The following is a 17832-nucleotide window of genomic DNA, read 5'->3' as shown; positions in this document are numbered from 1 at the left end:
GTCGTGGTCATCACGCTGGGAGGGGAAGGGCTGCCCGCGTGGTGGATACATACAGGGGCTGAGCCGGGATGCGGCGCAGCCGAGTCCGGCTGGGCGCGTGGAAACCGGCTTCCTGGAGCCATTCGCTCAGTTGCCCGGGGCCGTAGAGGCAGGCGCCCGAGCTGAGGTGGAAGAACAGGCCCAGTTCGCTCGCCACGGGGCTGGGCCTGCGCCGCCGTGCAGGTTCGCTGAACAGGTCGAGGACGACGATCAGGCCGCCAGGGCGCAGCGCCGCGTGGATCTTCCGGAGGAGTCCGGTGATCTCGCGCGGTTGGAGGTGGTGGATGAGGTTCATGCACAGCGCGACGTCGTAGTCCTGCCCAAGGTCCGCCGTGCGGGCGTCACCGTCGCGGTGCTCGACCAGGCTGCCGTATCCCGCTGAACGGATGATCTCTTTGCCCACTGCGGCACTTCCGGGCAGTTCGACCACGGTCGCGCGCAGGCCAGGGTGGCGACGGCACAGCTCCGCCGAGAACCAGCCATGGCCGCCGCCGACGTCCAGCAGCCGCCGCGCGTGCGCCGGCACGCGCAGCGCCGAGGCGATCTCCGGAGCGCTGAAGCGGGCCAGCTCATACTGGCCCATGACGTAGCCGCGCCAGTAGGGGTCGTCCTTGGCCGCAGTGTGATGCTCAGCGAACGGGCCGCCACGGGCGATGTCGCTCAGACCGGCCCACCAGCCCCAGTAGTCCTGATGGCTGGCAATGAAGTGGGCGACGGACGTCGGGGAGCCCGGCAGCAGCCAACGGCGAGCCCGCCTGGTGGGTGCGTACCGGCCCCGGCGCATGCGCACATACCCCAGGGCGTGAAGACAGTCGAGCAGCAACCGGGGCGATTGCGGACGCAAGGACAGCGCCTGAGCCAACTCCTCGGCGGTGGAGGGTTGCGCTGCCAGCCGTTCGAGAAGCCCGAGTCGGACCCCGGCGATCAGCACCCCCGACAGGCCCATACCGGCCATCGACTCGAAGGCCGGCACGGGTGCCAGGCGGGCGCGCAGGGCAACGCGTTCCAGGAGCGTCTCGCCTCGTACGGTGATGCGCATAGGGTGTCCTCGCCTTCATCGTGCCAGGTGATTGACAGCCCATCGGAACAGTCCCGGTACAACGGCGCAGCAGGGCACCGTCAGTCGCCGCGCCGGCGCGCTGCCCGTCGCCAAGACCATCCCGCGGGTGAGCACCCGGTAGGAGCGGGTCAAGCTCGCCCAGCGCTGCTCATAAGCGCTCGGCGCGCCAGCCAGCAGCGCGTCGACCGCGGCCTGCGCCTGGGCGACCGCGAGGCTGACGCCCTCGCCGGTCAGGGCGTCCTCGTACCCGGCCGCATCCCCCACCAGCTAGCAGGAGCCGTTGTCTGTGAGGACGCGTTCGACGGTGACGCCGTGGTCGGCGAAGAAGGCTTCGCGCGGTGCCAGAAAGCGGCGGCGGTCTCCTTTCGTTCGTCTGCCAGGACTTCGCTATAGGCGAGCCGGGAGTGATCATCGATGGCGGTGTGGACGAAGCTGTAGCCGATCACAGGACTGCTGCCCTTGCGGATTCCGGTGGTGTTCTGCCGATTGTTGGTGGCCTGCTGACGGGGCATGATCCGATGTCCGCTGCCGTCGGGGATGTTGCCGAGTTTCTTGATGTCGATGTGGACGAGTTCGCCGGGACGCTCGCGTTCGTAGCGGCGGATGACCTGTCCGGTGGGTCGGTCCATCCAGCACAGGCGGTTCAGGCCGTGCCGAGTCAGGACGCGGTGGACCGTCGAGGGTGGAATGGCCAGGATCGGTCCGATGCGTGCGGGCCCGAGCTTGCGCTCGCGCCGCAGCTCGCAGATGCGGTTCTCGACGTCTGCGGGCGTGCGGTGCGGTGTGGTCCAGGGCTGGCTGGAGCGGTCAGACAGCCCCGCGTCGCCTTCGGCGTGCCGGCGCCGAACCCGCTTGTGGGCTGTGGTGCGGGAGATGCCCATTTCATCGGCCACGTGGGCGATGGGTCTGCCGGACCGAACCCGGTCGACCAGCAGCCTGCGGCCGTGGATGGTCAGCCGGGCATCGGGGTGAGACACGACGACCTCAGCGGTGGTGGGGAGAGGAGATGCGTGGAGGTGAGGAACGGCCCCATCTCCTCGCCCTGAGTGGGGATTACGGGCCCGGCCGCGCGCGACGGCGTCGGGGCCGGTCGTCAGCACGTACTGGGCTACACGTTCTGAGGCTGGGGGTAGAGCTGCTCGATCCGGTCTCGTTTGGTGTACATGTCCCAGTACTGCTCGGCGAGGTCGTCGGGGTCGACGAGCGGGAACTCTGTAGTCGATCCCGTGGAGGGTCCGGCTGTGGTGATGAGGGTGCTCAACTCGCTGCGGTCGATCGTCGCACCGACGGAGAGGGTGCCGGCGTAGATTCCCGTCTCGGCGAGCTCACCGTGGAGAGAGTGTAGGTAGTTACGGGCAGCGGCGCCGACGGGGGCCAGGCCGCTGAGCCTGGGCATGGGGTGGACGGCCGTGACGCCGGTGGTCAGGAGGAAGGCTCCATCGCCCCGCTCTGTCCACTCCGGCAGAACTGCACGTACCACTTCCACCGGCGTCAGCAAGAACATCGGAATGCCCTCTTCCAGGGTGGCAGCATCCACCTCGGCGGCTGGCATCAGATTCTGCTCGGTGCTGAACGGCCCGTACTCGACCACGTCGACGCGGCTGAAGCGGTCGCGGATCCTCGCCATCAAGGCCGGCACTTCAGCGGGCCTGGACAGATCGGCGGTGAACCCGGCTGCCTCGATGCCGGCCACCGCCAGCTGCTCGACGAGGGCATCGAGGCGCTGCTTGCGGCGCGCCACCAGGGCGACACGGAAGCCTTCGCGGCCGAAGCGACGGGCGACGGAGGCGCCGAGACCGGTGCCGGCCCCGAAGACGGCGATCACTTTGGACATGTGGTGGACTCCTTGCTCTGACCAACTTGACTCACTGGTCAACTTACGGTTCGACGGTAACATGTAAGTTGACCCGATGGTCACGTTCTGCTGACCGGCAGCACGAGGCGAGGGATATGCCAGGCCAGGGGACCAGGAGGAATCACCACATGCGGGCCGACGCGCAACGGAACGCGGAGAAGCTGCGAGCAGCCGCCGCCGAGCTCTTCCAGGAACGTGGTCTGCAGGTGCCGCTCAAGGAGATCGCCCGACGGGCGGGCGTGAGCCACGGCACTCTCTACAACCTCTTCGGCACACGTGAGGCCCTCATCGACGAGGTGGTGACCGACCGCGCGGCACACCTCCTGGACCAGGCCGGCCAGCAGGCCCTGTCCATGGAGGATGCCTGGGAGGGATTCACGTATTACGTCGAGAAGCTCTGCGAACTTCAGGCCACCGACCCAGCCGTCGCCGACGTGGTCAGCGGGCGTTACCCGGACGCGAAACGCCTCATGGCCGCCTGCGCCCGGAGCATGGGCGCCGCACAGCAGATCGTTGAGCGGGCCCACGAAGCCGGCGCACTTCGTCCCGATTTCACCAACGCGGATCTGGTGTTCGCCTTTGCCGCCAATGCCCTGCTGGCCCGAGCCACCGGCGAGGCCGCACCAAACGGGTGGCGCCGCCAGGCCGCATTCCTCCTTGACGGCCTGCGCACCGAGTCCTCCCGCCACCCCCTGCCCGCGAGCCAGCCGACCCCACAACAAGTCCACGACGCTATGGCAAGCCTCGGCGACAAGGCATAGAACGATCGAGGCTGGCACGCGCGACCCGGCGGCACATCCATGCCCGCAGGTCGCTCGTCTGGCCAACGCTGACTGTCACAGCGAGGCTGCCCACGGCGCCACCTCGACCCCAGAAACGCCCCACACCACCGCGGTGCCGCCTGGGGAGCGAACGTGTCTCAAGCGCCTTCACCCCGAGCCAGGCGTTGTACCACCGTCAACAACGCTCGTGGTCAATACACCTAGGTCAGCGTCATGCCGTGGCCGAGGCAGTCCCGCGTCGTCTCGACGTGGCCGTTGTCGTCGTAGGTGACGCTGCGGGTGTGGTTGAGCGGGTCGGTGACCGACAGCGGGCGGTTGTCGGCGTCCCAGGTGAAGGCCGTGGTCTTGCCCAGCGGGTCGGTGACGGTCTTGCGGTTGCCGACCTTGTCGTAGCCGAACGTCCACGTGTACTGCCTCGCGTCCGCTCCGGCGGCGTTGCCGCGGGCGGTCACGACCTGTACCACCGCACCCACGGGGTGTGCTACTTCCACGGCTGCTACTCGGTCGGCGACGACCGCCTGTGGGGCGTCAACCGCCGCAAGAAGGGTGCCACGAACTCGCTGGCCGCGCTCAAGTCGATCCGCGCCGCCAGGCCCGACGGCGCACCGATCTACGTGATCATGGATAACTTGTCCGCTCACAAGGGCGCCGACATCCGCCGCTGGGCCAAGAAGCACAAGGTCGAGTTGTGCTTCACCCCGACCTACGCCTCGTGGGCGAACCCGATCGAGGCGCACTTCGGACTGCTAAGAGATCGTTTTCTCCCGTTGTTTCATCCCGGAATCGGATGGTTGGTCTGCGGTGTCGGGTCGCGTCAGGAGATGGCGTTCTCGCCGGTGAGGCGGCGGGCCATGAGGTCTGTCATGGCGATGTGGATGACGGCTTCGGAGCGGGTGGGCAAGGTTTCGTAGTCGCGGGCCAGGCGGCGGTGGAGCATGAGCCAGCCGTAGGTTCGTTCGACCGCCCACCGCTTCGGGATCGGGGGGAAGCCCTTGGTCCCGGGCTTGCGTCCGGTGATTTCCATGTCGATGCGGAGGGCGGCCGCGTGCTCGACGAGGTGCTGTCGGTAGCCGCCGTCGACCCAGACCTTCCGGATCCCGGGGTGGTCGGCGGCGACCTGGTCCAGCAGGCACGTGCCGGCGATGGAGTCCTGCACGCTCGCCGCGGTGACCAGCACCGAGAGCCAGCACCGCGAGGAGGAGCCCGAGCCTGTCGGTGACGATGCTCCGCTTCCTGCCGACGATCTTCTTTCCGGCGTCGATGCCCTGGCCAGTGGCCGGGACGCTGGTGGAGGTTTTGACGCTCTGGGTGTCGATCACGCAGGCCGACGGCTCGGCGTCACGCCCTTCCTTCTCGTAACAGCTGCCCGTGCAGGCCGTTGAGCTGGGTGAACACACCCTCGTCGGCCCATTTGGCGAAGTAGCCGTAGACCGTGTTCCAGTGCGGGAAGTCGTGCGGGAGGTAGCGCCACTGAACCCCGGTCCGGTCCACGTACAAGATCGCGTCCATGATGTCGCGCAGGTCATGTTCCGGCGGCCGGCCGAAGTCCAGGGCCCTGCCCCGGCGCTCGAAGCGCCAGGCAGACAGCACCGGCTCGATCAACTCCCATTCGGACTGTGGCCTCCCGGTTCTGGTCTTGGGTCAGCTCGGCGGCCATATGGGCGTGGGTGACAAGTTCTGGCCATGTCAGCAGTAGGTGCGTTCCCCGTCATCGGCGCGGGGCGGTCGCTACAGCGGTAGCGGCGACGGACACGTTATGGGCACGACCATCCCGAGCCGACCCTCGTCAGCCGGGATGACGAACCCGTGCATCCGTTTGATCGCCGGAGCGACCGCGGACAGATTGTGTGTGCGGAGGCCCGGCGCGGCAGCGGGTGTGTCCATGTAGTGAGGCAAAGCCCCAAGACTTGATAGTTAACCTGGCAACAGTTAGCGTGCTAACTATGGGTGGATTGAACCGAGAGAGCACGTTGGAGCTGATGCGGTGGGTTGTGTGGGGGCAGCGGCGCATCGCTGAAGACTGGATACGGGAACGCGGCCTCACGCACGAGCAGAGCGCCGTGTTGGCGTACCTGTCGAAGAACCCGGACGCCATTCAGCGTGACGTCGCGCAGGCCATGCGCACCAGTGCGCCGAGCGTCTCGCGGCTCCTGACCGGACTCGAGCGGCGCGGACTCGTGGAGCGCCAGACGCAGGAGAGTGACACGCGCAGCCGCCGGGTGCATGTCACTCCAGCGGGCTCCGAGCTGATCCAGGGGTTCGAAGAGGCCATGGACCGCGTCGAGGAGTCGATCCTCGCGCCGCTGGGCGCCGCTGGGCAGGCGCGGCTCCATGAATTGCTGGAAGAGCTCGCGTCCCGGATCGAGCCACCCAGCTCCCCCTGACCCGGCTCTACCGCTCCGCACGACGGCCGGGGACCTCGCGGGCAGGACCGCCGGTTCCTCCAACAGCAGTAAGGAACACAGGCATGACCCAGATCACGATCATCGGTGCCGGTCTTGCGGGACTGACACTGGCACGAACCCTGGCGGTTCACGGAATCCCGTCCACGGTGTACGAAGCGGAGGCGTCAGCTCAGGCCCGGGGCCAAGGCGGCATGCTCGACATCCACGACTACAACGGACAGCACGGAATCCGTGCCGCCGGCCTGATGAACGGCTTCCGATCCCTCGTCCTCGAAGGCCGTCAGGCGTCCCGCGACGTGGCACCTGACGGCACCATCCTGGCGGACCGACCCGATGATCCCGCCGGAGGCCGCCCCGAGGTGCAGCGTGGCGAGCTTCGGCAGTTGCTGCTGGAATCCCTGCCCCCCGGCACGGTCGTCTGGGGCCACAGGGTTCGGAGCATCCGGACCCATGCTGACGGTCGTTACGAAGTGACCTTCGCCAACGGATCGACGATCGCAACCGACATCCTCGTCGGTGCCGACGGCGCCTGGTCGAAGGTCCGGCCGCTGCTGTCCGATGCCACTCCCGCCTATGCCGGACGGTCGATGATCGAGACGTACCTGTATGAGAGCGACACCCGGCACCCTGCCACCCTGGCGCTGGTCGGTAGCGGGTCGATGACCGCCTACGACGAAACCACTCGCATCGGTCTCGGCGTGCAGCGCGAGCGCGCGGACACCTTGCACTCCTACGCCATGTTCGACCAGCCGCTCGACTGGTTCGACGGCATCGACTTCAATGACGGACCTGCGGCCGCCCGTACGGTCGCGGCGTTGTTCGAGGGGTGGGCGCCGGAGCTCGTCGCCCTGGTCGCGGACAGCGACGTCCCGCCAATCTTCCGCCCCCTGTACGGGCTGCCGATCGGACACCGCTGGGAACATATACCCGGGGTCACGCTCATCGGAGACGCCGCCCACCTGGCACCGCCGGACGGCGAAGGGGCGAACTGGGCACTCTTCGACGCAGGCCAGCTCGGCAACGCCATCGCCCAACAGCCCAAGAACGTCGACGCGGCCATCCGCGCCTACCAAGCCGCGCTCTTCCCGCGGAACATCGACACGGCGACCGCCGCCGCAGCCTACTACCCCGAATTCAAACTGAACTGACCCACAGCAACGGGACAAGCCTGAGAATTCACCGCAGGCGTTGGACGTGGCGGTAGGTGATCAGGCAGAGGGCGAGGCTGAGGAGGGCTTCGTGGATGTCGTCGCGCCTTTCCCAGCGGATGCGCAGGCGGCGGAAGTCGTGGAGCCAGGCGATCGTGCGCTCGACGACGTAACGGAAGATGCCCAGGCCGGTGCCGTGAGGCTCGCCCCGCTTCGCGATCACGGGGCGGATCCCTCGCTGCCAGAGCAGGCGACGGTACTTGTCGTGGTCGTAGCCGCGGTCGGCCAGCAGCGCGTCGGGGCGTCGGCCGGGGTCTGCCGGCCCGGCCCGCGACGGCTGGGATCTTGTCGAGCAGCGGCTCGAGTTGGGTGACGCCGTTGCGGTTTCCGCCGGTCAGAGACACCGAGAGTGGGATGCCCTGGCCGTCGACGATGAGGTGGGGCTTGCTGCCCGGCCGTGCGCGGTCGACCGGGCTGGGCCCGCTTTGGGCCCCGTTGGACAGCCCGCAGGTGCGAGGAGTCGATCGCTGCCCGCTCCCAGTCCAGCTGGTTCTTCGACCGCAACTCGTTGAGAAGCAGCTGATGGAGCCGGTCCCAGACGCCGGCCTCGTTCCAGGCCGCAAGGCGCCGCCAGCAGGTCCTCCCCGAGCCGAAGCCGAGTTCCTGCGGCAGGTACTCCCACCGGATGCCGGTGTGCAGAACGAAGAGGATCCGCATAGCGCCTGCCGGTCCGGCACCCGCGGTCGGCCCTGGACCTTCTTCGGACCCGGTTTCGGCAGCAACGGCTCAATCAGCGACCACAGTTCATCCGACACGATCCACGTCCGCGACTGACGGTTTCCCATACGCAGGCATACGAGCAGAGGGGCCGACAGCCTCATGATCAGCAGCTTTTGTCAGCGCCAGTAAGGCCCTGTTTGCCGCGGTCGGCCGGAGAGCGCCCGGCCACCTCGCCGCCTCCGGGAGCCTTGGTGACGGAGCCGTCGACTGCGATCTGGTCGAGGACGAGACCGACGATCCGGTCGTAGGAGTCCAGCGCGATCTGCTTGAGCCGGGCGAAGACGCCCTGTCGCAGCCACTCGTCGCGGCGGCTGCGGATCGTGGTGGCCGAGCACGTCGTGTCGGCGATCGCCTCGTAAGAACAGCCGAAGCGCAGCAGCTGCAGCAGCTGCAGCAGCTTGTTGAAGATGACCCGGTCGCTGATGCGCCGGCGGTGGCAGCCGAGCGGATGGTCCGGGTGGAACTCCGGCCGCTCGGGCAGCAGGACCGCGAATTGATCCCAGAGGGGTTCGGTCAGCCATGAGGGCAGCGCGGGCACAGGTCTCCCCAGTGATCACAGAACGTCGCAACTCTATGGCTTGTGGTTCGAGACCACGTCGCAGGCCAGGTTGCGGGCTGACGCCTTACGGCCTTTGCAGGGGCAATGGTTGAAGCGTGGGCCATCGAGTGTGCATGGCTCCCTTGACGGCCGCGGCGAGTTGTCCCAGGCCGTTGAGCTCATGCCGTCAGCGGTCATCTGGCTGACGATTCCGAGACGGTGGACGAGTCGATGCCGGGCCGTTGCCGTGCCCCATTTCCAGTCCCGGTTCGGGATCTCCTGGTGCGAAGGCCGTGATGGCCTCGACAAGGTCGGCCGGGGCTTCCAGCGGGATCAGGTGACCGGTGTGCGGGACCACCACGAAGTCGGCCTGGGAGAGGTAGGGCACCAGGTTGTCGCGGAGCACGTCGATGGGTTCGACCTGATCGTTCTCTCCGGCGACGACGAGGGCGGGAACGCTGACCATGCGCGTGTGCTCGGTGATGTCCTGCGCGATGCCGCGCAGCGGCCACTCGGTGCGGGCGGCGTCGGTGACGGTCCGCGAATCGGTCACGATCTGCGCCTTGACCGATGCGGGCAGCTCGGTGGCGGTGAGGATGTGGTCCCGTGCCCCGGTTACGGAATCGGTGGAGTCGTAAGCGTGCGACAGGGCTTCCTGGTACTCGGGGGTGATCTGTGCGGCGGGCTTCGCCGGGCCGGAGCCGACGAGGACGATGCCACGCAGGCCGGCGGGCCGGATGGCCGCGACCAGCTGTGCGACCTTGCCCCCCATCGAATGCCCCACCAGGACGTAGTCGGTGACCCCCGCGTCGGCGAGCACGGCGAGCGTGTCGTCGGCGAGCTGACCGAGCGAGTAGGGGCCGGGCAGAGCGCTCGACCGGCTCCACCCGCGGAAGTCGACCGTGAGCACGTCACGGCCCGCGATGCGGTCGACGACGAGGTCCCAGGTACGGGCGGAACCACCCCAGTAGTGCAGGAACACCAGGGTCGGTCCGGTCCCCGGCCGGTGGTCGTAAACGGGCAGAAGCGTGTGCTGCGTCATGCTCATGGTGGCTCTTCTCCCAATCAGAGTTCTGAGCGATTGCCCTGTGAGTTCATTGAAAGTTCTGCACCCGGATGAGGCATCGGCGTGACTGGTCGCCCGATGGTGAAAACTGGACACGTGACCGTGATTCGGCAGATGACCTACCAGCCCGCAGGGCGCCGCGCCGCCGCGGTCGAGACCATGACGCTCGACCGCCTTCGCGAGCTGAACGACGGCGGCACCCAGCGCGCCGACTTCCACGTCCTCGCCGTCATCGACGCCGGACACGGCTCGGTCACGGTGGACTTCCTCCACCACCCGCTCACGGAGCGGTCCGCGGTGTGGATTCCACCCGGAGCGGTGCACCGGTGGGACGACATCGGCGATGTGGCGGGGCACATCGTATTGTTCGTGCCGACAGCGCCGGTCACCCACGCCACCCGGCAGCTCGTCGCCTCCCCGGATCTGGCCGCGCACTGGAGCATCCCCGACGCCGACTGGCTGTTCGTCGACACCGCGCGCACCCATCTCCTCCTCGAAGCATCCGTCCCACCCGAGGACTTCTCCACGGAGCTGCCCGAAATCCTGCTTTCCGCGCTCATCGCCCGGCTGCGGCCCCCGCATGCCGAAGCACGGTTCACACATCCGGTGTTCCGGTTGTTCCGCTCCAGCGTCGAGACCCACTTCCGTAACCACCACGACGCCAGCTACTACGCCCGTGCTCTGGGATACGCGCCCCGCACCCTCTCACGAGCGGTGCAGCAGGCCACAGGCCGCACCGCGAAGGCATACATCGTCGACCGGATCATCCTGGAAGCCAAACGGCTCCTCGCGCACGACCGCCTCACCGCAGCCCGCTGCGCCGCCACGCTCGGCTTCCCCGACGCATCCAGCTTCTCGGTGTTCTTCTACAAGGCGACAGGCATGCGCCCGGGCGCATGGAAGGCGACGGTAGCCGTCGAGTGAGGCGGTGCACTCAAGAAGGGCACTCACATCCATAATCACGGAGTGTCACAACCCATGATCGCCGGGACTCCGTACTCGCCTCGCTGCATCGGCGCCCCTATCTGCGCCACCTCTAAGTTCACCGAGGTCTTTGCCGGACTCCGTTCGCGCCGGGACCGTGCTCTGCTCGCCTTCTGGGTCGCTACCGGCGCACGAGCCGAGGAACTTCTCACCGCTCCCCAGGGCGGCGCGATCGTCGGCCAGCAGACCATCGGCGTGACCCGCAAAGGCACACGCGATTACCAGGAACTGCCCGCGACTCCTGACGCCTTCGTGTGGCTGCGCCTCTACCAGGAAGAGGCCTGGAATAAGGGCTCGCAGAGAATCAAAGTGTTGTTTCCCGTGATGCGGCTCGTTGTTGTGGTATGAGCGTCTCCGACGAGGTCCGCGGTCAACTTGCTGTGAGGTTCGAGGTGTTGTTCCCGCACCTCAACGAGCGGCAGCGGCGGCTGATGATGGGGACCGAGGCCCGAATCCTGGGTCACGGCGGTATCCGGGCGTTTGCGCGGGCGGCCCGGGTCAGCGAGACGACGGTCCGCAAGGGCGTGGACGAGCTGGAGGCCGGGGAGGAACCCCTGGGCCGGGTGCGCAGGCCTGGTGGTGGCCGGAAGAGGTCCGCGGATCTTGACCCGGGACTGCGGACTGCGCTGCTGGCACTGGTGGAATCCGAGGAGCGGGGCGATCCGATGTCGCCGCTGCGCTGGACGGTGAAGTCGAACAGGAGCCTGGCGGCCGCGCTCACCGGTCAGGGCCACCAAGTGTGTGCGGACACGGTCGGTGACCTGCTGCGGGAGGAGGGCTTCAGCCTGCAGGCCGGAGCCAAGACCATCGAGGGCAGGCAGCATCCGGACCGCGACGCCCAGTTCCGCTACATCAACGAACAGGCCAGAGGACACATGGGCGCCGGCCAGCCGGTGATCAGCGTGGATGCGAAGAAGAAGGAACTCGTCGGCGACTACAAGAACGCGGGCCACCAGTGGCGGCCGGCCGGTGAGCCGGTCCTGGTCAAGACGCACGACTTCCGGGACCGGCAGGGACCGGGCAAGGCGATCCCCTACGGGATCTATGACATCGCCGCGAACACCGGCTGGGTCAGTGTCGGCACTGATCACGACACCGCCGCGTTCGCCGTCGCCTCGATCCGCCGCTGGTGGCAGGCCCGGGGCCGGCACGACTATCCGGCCGCCACCCGTCTGCTGATCACCGCGGACGCGGGCGGGGCCAACGGCTACCGCACCCGCGCCTGGAAGTCCGAACTCGCCGCCCTGGCCGCCGGGACGGGCTTGGACATCACGGTCTGCCACATGCCGCCGGGCACCTCAAAGTGGAACAAGATCGAGCACAGGCTGTTCTCCCACATCTCCATGAACTGGCGCGGCCGGCCGCTGATCAGCCATGACGTCGTCGTGAACAGCATCGCGGCGACCACCACCCGAACCGGGCTGACCGTCCACGCCGAACTCGATCCGGGAACCTACAACACCGGCATCAAGGTCACCGACAGCGATATCGACGCCCTGCCCATGCACCGGCACTGTTTCCACGGCGACTGGAACTACACCCTCCACCCCCGACCTCGCGACACCACCAGCGCAGACACGGCCCCACGGGCAGCTGGCGCCCCGTCCCCACAGCCCTGCACCGGGTGTCTGCGCAACCCGGAGCTGACCAGCATGCCCGAACCGGCGCTGGGCGAACTCATCAACCAACTGGACAAGAAAATCGACGAGTTACGCGAACAAGGGCGGCTTCGGCAGCGAAGAGGCGAACGCACCCATGCCCGGGGCGCTGGGGCCAAGGACAAGCTGACCGCCGCCGACAGAGTCCTGGCCACCGTGCTCACCTGCGCAAACTCGGCACCCGAGACCTCCTCGCCCAGCTCTTCGGAGTCAACACCAGCACCCCCACCAGGGCCGTTCACCAAGTCCAGCCCCTTCTGGCCGAGCACGGCTGCATCATCCAACCCTCGACAGCCAGGTTCCGGACACCCGCTGACGTTACCGAGTTCCTCGCCAACAGCAGCCCCACAAAGATCAAACCAACATGTTGATTCTCTGCGAGCCCTTAGCTTGGCGTTTATCGTCTGTAGTCGAACGTGGTCTCGAACTTGCTGACGCTTTCGGCTGAGTGCCTGACGTGAGAACGGCCTTCGCCTGATCCTGTGCTCCGTCACAGAGGCACTTGACCAGTACGAAGGCCGTAGCGATGAGTCTGCTGCAGCGGGATGTCCCGCAGGATGCGTTTGCCGAACTGTCATGCTTCCGGGCGGAGTTCTATGCCTGCCTGACCCAGCGCCCCGATGCCTTGTTCGAGCTGAGCGATGCCTTGCTGTGTGCGGATGGCCCGGTGAGGACGCTGGTCGAGTTATCCCTGGCGCCTGAGCACCGGCGTGGGCATGGTGCGTTGTACGGCGGGTTGAACCGCGGACGTATGGGTCTGTCCCGGCTGCGCAGGGCCCTGGCAGGGCTGCCCCTTCCGCGGACGGTAGAAGGGCGGCTGGTCCTGGCGGTCGATGTGAGTAACTGGCTGCGGCCGGACGCAAATACCAGTCCGGACCGGCTGTTCTGTCACACGTATGGTCGGGGCAGGGGCTCGGCACAGATGATCCCCGGGTGGCCCTACTCGTTCATTGCCGCTCTGGAGCCGGGGCGGACGTCGCGGACCGCCATGTTGGACGTGGTCCGGCTGTGTCCGTGGGACGACCCGATCGCCGTCACCGCCGCCCAGATCCGGGAAGTGTTCCAGCGGCTGTATGTGGCAGGCCAGTGGCAGATCGGTGATCCGCCCGTCCTGGTCGTCGTCGATGCCGGCTACGACGTGATCCGCCTGGCTTTCCTGCTCGCGGACCTGCCCGTTGAGCTGCTGGGCCGGATGCGTTCGGACCGCGTCCTGTACTTCCCGCCCCCGCCGCAGCCGGCGGGCAAACGCGGGCGCAAGCCCAAGCGCGGGGCGGAGTTCGCGTTCGAGGATGCGGCGACTCAGCCAGTCCCGTCCGTGGTCACGGTGACCGGCACGACCCACGAACGGGACGAGGAAGGGTTTGTCTCCTTCTGCCAGGTCGGCCTGCCTTCGCTCAGTCGACCGGCTGGCGGAGGGTGGTCGCGCCGGGCCCGGGAAGAACAGGGGCGCTCACACGGGCCTCTCCATCGTCAAGGGGAAGGAAACGGGATCAGGCGTTGGCACGGGACCGATTGCAGATGGGGTACGGGGGGCGAGCTGCCCGACAGCCCTTTGCGGCCCGCCCCGGACCTACCCCTGACGAAGAGGTGAAGTATCGATACAGCGCACTCCATACGAGGGAGAGCGCGTCTGAGGTGACCAAACCAGGGGGAAGCCCTTCCGAGACCAACTCATTACCTTGCAAGGAGACATCATGCATAACCTCATCAGCACACTGTTCGCCGCCGGCGACGCGCTGCTCAACACGCCGATCAACCTGATCGAGAACCTGTTCACGTTGGGCCGCCTGGGGTAGCTGTCTTCGCATCCGCCGAGTCTGTCCGATCGCCGGCTGACCATTTCTTGCGAGGTCAGCCGGGGGCCGGAGTAAGCCCCCGATGCCCGTTACGCGTCGCCGCCGTCCAGACCCGAGAACGCCAACTCAGGCACGCACGAGAGTATGGATCTCCCGGACCGTGTCGAACAGCTCGGGGAACCGGCTCCCCCGGCGGGCGCGGGCCCAGTTGATCGACCTGGAGCTGAAAGCTCCAGGAGCGCGACGAGGACCTGGCCGCCGCCCGACCCGCGAACCGCGAGCCGATAGCCCAGCGCCTGGTCGACGACGCCAGGCAGTGGAACATCGAGTGGCCCCCGGAACCCGGAGCCGGGCGCCGACCGGGATCCACGCGATCTACGAAAACCGTGCCCCTTGGCTGCGCGGGCACAGGGGTTCGACTCCCACACTCTGAGCACGTATCAGCCTCGTGCCGGGACGCGGCACGGCCAAAGAACCGAGGAGACTTACATGGCAACTGCAACCGTCGTCGTGACCGACGCCAACTTTGAGGAGATTGTCCTCAACAGCGACAAGCCCGTCCTCGTGGACTTCTGGGCAACCTGGTGCGGCCCGTGCAGGCAGATCGCCCCAAGCTTGGAAGCGATCGCCGCGGAGCATGACGAGATCGTCATCGCGAAGCTCAACACGGACGAGAACCCGGCCACGACCGCGAAGTACGGTGTGATGTCCATCCCGACCATGAGCGTCTTCAAGGGTGGTGAGGTGGTGAAGACCATCGTGGGGGCGAAGCCCAAAGGTGCCATCGAGAGGGATATTTCGGACTATCTGGCCTGACCCGCATCCACGCCGGTGCCGCCCAGCCGCCACCGCGGGGCTCGCCCATTCAACCGTGGCTGGTTCTCCGAGGAGCCCAGCCCGCCGGTGACCTACGGCGGCGGATCACGGTCTGGACCCGGGCCAGAGTCCAACGTTCGTCATCGAAGCCGTGGGCCGATGGGCCTTTGCCGAGTTCTTCCTCGAGCACGGCGAACTGTTCATCGGTGACGGTCGGGGAGTTCGCTGGGCCCGCGGAGCGCAGGGCCTCCGCGCCGCCCTCGCGCCAGGCACGACGCCAGCGTTCCACCGACCGCACACTCACCCGCAGATCCTTCGCGATGACCGCGGTCTTCTCGCCTGCCGCGAACCGCTCGCCGGCCCGAAGCCGGATCCCCTCACGAAACGCCCGACGCTCAGCAGTCAGGCCCCCACCCTCCGGATACCTCACCCCACCGACATACCGCAGGGATCATCAACCGTCACTACCCGACGACAGCCCGAAATCCTCAGTAGGTAGGCGGGGACGGCCTCCGGCTGGGGGCGGGACGGTTCGGTCTTGGCTGTGGTGACGTCGAAGACGGAGCGCGCTGCGATGGCGGCGCGTTCGGTGTCGGTCAGGGGCGCGGGGCCGGGGCGCAGCTCGGCCGCGTGGACCTTCTCGAAGGCCACCATTGCTTCCGCGGGTGAGTCGAACGTATCGGCGATCTGACGCAGATGGTCTTCGCCGTGCAGGTAGACGGACGTGCCGCCTGGGTGGAGGTATGTGCCGACCGCGACGGTGGTGTGGCCGTAAAGAGGCGGAATTCACCGACGCGCGGCACCCGACTGGAGCGCCTACCTCGCCGCCCGACGCCAGACGACGACCAGCAGAGACAGCAGAAGACAAGTCGTGTAGGGGCGGCGGAGTCGAGGCAATCAGCCTCGCCCCGATGCCAGCTCCCACGTCGTGGGGACTGGCCGCCAGGTCCACGCCAGGCGGCCAGCCTTCGTGCTTGCGGTAGGCGCTGTTGATTCAGTTAACGCTCTGGAATCCGTGAAACGTCGCGCTGGCTGAGGATGTCATCCTGTCTCTTCGCCGCTTCTAGGCCGTGTATCGAAAGTATTTCCTAGAAGATCGTCAGGCTGCCCGGCTACGGTGCGGGCATGGTGAATTTCGTGCTGGTTGCCGGTGCACGGCTCGGGGCATGGGCGTGGGGCGAGGTGGTGCCGTATCTGCGTGCGGCCGGCCACGGCGTCTATCCGTTGACGCTGTCCGGTCTTGCTGACAAGCAGGGTGTACCGGCAGGGCAAGCGACTCACGTCCAGGACATCGTTGCCGAGGTAGAGCGCCAGAATCTGCGTAACGTAGTCCTGGTGGGTCACAGTTACTCGGGCATCCCGGTCGGTCAGGCCGCGGAGCGGATCGGCGACCGACTGGCCCGCGTGGTATTCGTCGACTCAAGCGTTCCCACTGACGGTGAGTCGTTTGTCTCCGCCTGGCCGGACGGCGGGGCGGCAGTGGAGGCATCGATCGCCGAGAACGGAGGGTTCTGGCCGCTCGCGCCAGCTGCTCATTACGACGGCGAAGGTCTCACCGATGAGCAGATCACACGCCTCGTGCGTGGCTCGACGCCTCACCCGGGGGCCACGCTGACCGAGCCCGCTGTCCTGGCGGGGCCGCTCGGTGAACTTCCGGCGACATACATCCTGTGCGTGATCCCGGGAGCCGAGCCCGACGACGCCGAGCCCGACGAAGATGTGGCCGAGCTGCTGAACAGCAAGCACTGGCGGCTGGCCAAGATGGACACCGGCCATTGGCCGATGCTCTCCCAGCCGCGCGAGCTGGCGCAGCTCCTCCTCAATGCTGCCGTGGAGTGAAGAGCACCCTCATGCCTGCGGGCTGGTTCTGGACGCGCTCGATGTGTGCTGGTCACAGCCATTCGCCGATGGCCGCTATAAGGACGGTCGCCTCGTAGCGGACCGCCAGCTTGTCGTATCGCGTGGCGACAGCACGGTGTCTCCTGAGGCGGTTGATCCCGCACTCGACCGCATGGCGCTCGCGGTAGTCGGCCGGGTCGAAGTGCGGGGGCCGGCCGCCGCGGGAGCCGAGCTTCTGGCGGTTGCGCGCCTGGTCAGCCTTGTCCGGGATGGTGCAGCGGATTCCGCGACGGCGTAGGTAGGCGCGGTTTTTGCGGGAGGCGTACGCCTTGTCGGTCCGCACTCGATCGGGGCGGACGCGTGGCCGGCCCGATCCGATGCGGGGCACGCGGACCTTCTTCAGCACGGGTTCGAACTGCGGCGAGTCGCCGCGCTGTCCCGCCGTGATCACGATCGACATGGGCTTCTGCCCCTGTTCGACGGCCAGGTGCAGCTTGGTGGTGAATCCGCCGCGTGATCTTCCCAGCCCGTGATCGCGGGGCTCGGTGAAGATACCGCCCGGTGGTTCCTTTTGCAGGTCACCCTGTTTGCGGGCCCCGGCCGCATGCTGATGGGCGCGGCAGACCGTGGAGTCGATGCTGAGGTCCCACGTGATCGCGCCTTTCGCGTCGGCCAGGGACTGGAGGTGGGTAAAAATGCGGTGCCAGGTGCCCGTTCCGCTGCCATCGTCGGAACAGGTCGTAGATCCGGTTCCATGGTCCGTACTCGATGGGCACGTCCCGCCACGGAACACCGGTCCGGACCCGGAACCGTATGCCGTCGATCAGCCGCCGCCGAGACCAGACGGGCGGCCGCCCCGCTCTGGCGCCCTTCGGCAACAACGGTTCCAACACCGTCCACTGCTCGTCCGTGAGATCTCCACGCCCCATGAACCGTGATCATTCACAGCTCAAGATCCACTTTCGACACACGCCCTAGAGATCGTCTTCAAAGGTCAGATCCAGAGCAGGATTGAGGCGATGGTGACGGCGGCTTGGTAGGACTCGCGGGTCTTGTCGTAGCGAGT

At 67.3% G+C, this 17832-nt stretch carries 12 protein-coding genes and 9 pseudogenes; 10 read left to right on the top strand and 11 right to left on the bottom strand.

Going from position 1 to position 17832, the window contains the following annotated elements; all coding sequences use genetic code 11:
* Nucleotides 1-10 precede the first annotated feature (10 nt).
* The 3 genes and pseudogenes from ACZ4V1_RS32640 to ACZ4V1_RS32630 form a co-directional block, all read right to left on the bottom strand.
* Entirely contained in the window at nt 11-1078 is a 1068-nt protein-coding gene (locus ACZ4V1_RS32640; protein WP_468343665.1) for a class I SAM-dependent methyltransferase, read from the bottom strand.
* A 291-nt stretch (nt 1079-1369) separates the two neighbouring features.
* A pseudogene (locus ACZ4V1_RS32635) lies at nt 1370-2076 on the bottom strand (leucine zipper domain-containing protein); the annotation flags it as partial.
* 131 nt (nt 2077-2207) lie between these two features.
* Nucleotides 2208-2933 (bottom strand): SDR family NAD(P)-dependent oxidoreductase, encoded by a 726-nt coding sequence (locus ACZ4V1_RS32630; RefSeq protein WP_468343662.1) that lies wholly within the window; start codon nt 2931-2933, stop codon nt 2208-2210.
* A 149-nt stretch (nt 2934-3082) separates the two neighbouring features.
* On the opposite strand from ACZ4V1_RS32630, the gene ACZ4V1_RS32625 reads away from it, so the two are divergent.
* On the top strand, nt 3083-3715 hold the full coding sequence (locus tag ACZ4V1_RS32625; RefSeq protein ID WP_468343659.1) for a TetR/AcrR family transcriptional regulator: 633 nt from the start codon (nt 3083-3085) through the stop codon (nt 3713-3715).
* A 221-nt stretch (nt 3716-3936) separates the two neighbouring features.
* Here ACZ4V1_RS32625 and ACZ4V1_RS32620 read toward each other — a convergent pair whose 3' ends face one another.
* Nucleotides 3937-4209, bottom strand: coding sequence for an RHS repeat domain-containing protein (locus ACZ4V1_RS32620; protein ID WP_468343798.1), 273 nt, complete (start codon nt 4207-4209; stop codon nt 3937-3939).
* Here ACZ4V1_RS32620 and ACZ4V1_RS32615 point away from each other — a divergent pair.
* Nucleotides 4192-4488 (top strand): annotated as a pseudogene (locus ACZ4V1_RS32615) (transposase); the annotation flags it as partial. The gene ACZ4V1_RS32620 and the pseudogene ACZ4V1_RS32615 overlap by 18 nt on opposite strands.
* A gap of 62 nt (nt 4489-4550) precedes the next feature.
* Here ACZ4V1_RS32615 and ACZ4V1_RS32610 read toward each other — a convergent pair.
* Nucleotides 4551-5338, bottom strand: a pseudogene (locus ACZ4V1_RS32610) (IS5 family transposase).
* 341 nt (nt 5339-5679) lie between these two features.
* Here ACZ4V1_RS32610 and ACZ4V1_RS32605 point away from each other — a divergent pair.
* Nucleotides 5680-6120, top strand: coding sequence for a MarR family winged helix-turn-helix transcriptional regulator (locus ACZ4V1_RS32605; protein WP_468343656.1), 441 nt, complete (start codon nt 5680-5682; stop codon nt 6118-6120).
* Between the two features lie 83 nt (nt 6121-6203).
* Nucleotides 6204-7289 carry an FAD-dependent oxidoreductase gene (locus ACZ4V1_RS32600; protein WP_468343653.1) on the top strand — a complete coding sequence of 362 codons (1086 nt, stop codon included), beginning with the start codon at nt 6204-6206 and terminating at the stop codon, nt 7287-7289.
* A 28-nt stretch (nt 7290-7317) separates the two neighbouring features.
* Here ACZ4V1_RS32600 and ACZ4V1_RS32595 read toward each other — a convergent pair.
* The 3 genes and pseudogenes from ACZ4V1_RS32595 to ACZ4V1_RS32585 all read right to left on the bottom strand — a co-directional run bounded on the left by ACZ4V1_RS32595 (nt 7318) and on the right by ACZ4V1_RS32585 (nt 9655).
* Nucleotides 7318-8134, bottom strand: a pseudogene (locus ACZ4V1_RS32595) (IS5 family transposase).
* 65 nt (nt 8135-8199) lie between these two features.
* Nucleotides 8200-8607, bottom strand: a pseudogene (locus ACZ4V1_RS32590) (transposase); the annotation flags it as partial.
* A gap of 187 nt (nt 8608-8794) precedes the next feature.
* The gene (locus tag ACZ4V1_RS32585) at nt 8795-9655 is read right to left on the bottom strand and encodes an alpha/beta fold hydrolase (protein ID WP_468343650.1); all 861 of its coding nucleotides are present in this window, start codon (nt 9653-9655) and stop codon (nt 8795-8797) included.
* Nucleotides 9656-9769: 114 nt separating this feature from the next.
* Here ACZ4V1_RS32585 and ACZ4V1_RS32580 point away from each other — a divergent pair, with 114 nt between their 5' ends.
* From ACZ4V1_RS32580 to trxA, 5 genes and pseudogenes are all read left to right on the top strand, one after another.
* Nucleotides 9770-10597, top strand: a complete 828-nt coding sequence (locus tag ACZ4V1_RS32580; RefSeq protein WP_468343647.1) for a helix-turn-helix domain-containing protein — start codon at nt 9770-9772, stop codon at nt 10595-10597.
* A 54-nt stretch (nt 10598-10651) separates the two neighbouring features.
* Nucleotides 10652-11005: a hypothetical protein gene (locus ACZ4V1_RS32575; protein WP_468343644.1), complete on the top strand. Its 354-nt coding sequence runs from the start codon at nt 10652-10654 to the stop codon at nt 11003-11005.
* Nucleotides 11002-12686: pseudogene (locus ACZ4V1_RS32570) on the top strand (ISAzo13 family transposase). The gene ACZ4V1_RS32575 and the pseudogene ACZ4V1_RS32570 overlap by 4 nt, the downstream one beginning before the upstream one ends.
* A gap of 155 nt (nt 12687-12841) precedes the next feature.
* A pseudogene (locus ACZ4V1_RS32565) lies at nt 12842-13651 on the top strand (transposase); the annotation flags it as partial.
* 889 nt (nt 13652-14540) lie between these two features.
* A complete protein-coding gene (trxA, locus tag ACZ4V1_RS32560) occupies nt 14541-14927 on the top strand; it encodes a thioredoxin (RefSeq protein WP_468343783.1) in 387 nt (128 codons plus the stop codon).
* A gap of 94 nt (nt 14928-15021) precedes the next feature.
* Here trxA and ACZ4V1_RS32555 read toward each other — a convergent pair.
* Together ACZ4V1_RS32555 and ACZ4V1_RS32550 are read right to left on the bottom strand one after the other, a co-directional pair.
* A pseudogene (locus tag ACZ4V1_RS32555) lies at nt 15022-15357 on the bottom strand (helix-turn-helix domain-containing protein); the annotation flags it as partial.
* A 62-nt stretch (nt 15358-15419) separates the two neighbouring features.
* A pseudogene (locus ACZ4V1_RS32550) lies at nt 15420-15698 on the bottom strand (DUF317 domain-containing protein); the annotation flags it as partial.
* A 354-nt stretch (nt 15699-16052) separates the two neighbouring features.
* Here ACZ4V1_RS32550 and ACZ4V1_RS32545 point away from each other — a divergent pair.
* Entirely contained in the window at nt 16053-16766 is a 714-nt protein-coding gene (locus ACZ4V1_RS32545; RefSeq protein WP_468343641.1) for an alpha/beta fold hydrolase, read from the top strand.
* Between the two features lie 52 nt (nt 16767-16818).
* Here ACZ4V1_RS32545 and ACZ4V1_RS32540 read toward each other — a convergent pair.
* Nucleotides 16819-17695, bottom strand: a protein-coding gene (locus ACZ4V1_RS32540) for an IS5 family transposase (RefSeq protein ID WP_468343638.1) whose coding sequence is annotated in 2 segments (ribosomal slippage) — nt 16819-17487 and nt 17489-17695 — 876 coding nt in all. Because the reading frame shifts where the segments join, the coding sequence is not laid out codon by codon here.
* Nucleotides 17696-17832: the final 137 nt, after the last annotated feature.

Source organism: Streptomyces sp. NPDC028991 (assembly GCF_055564775.1).
This window is presented reverse-complemented; position numbering and strand designations above follow the sequence as displayed.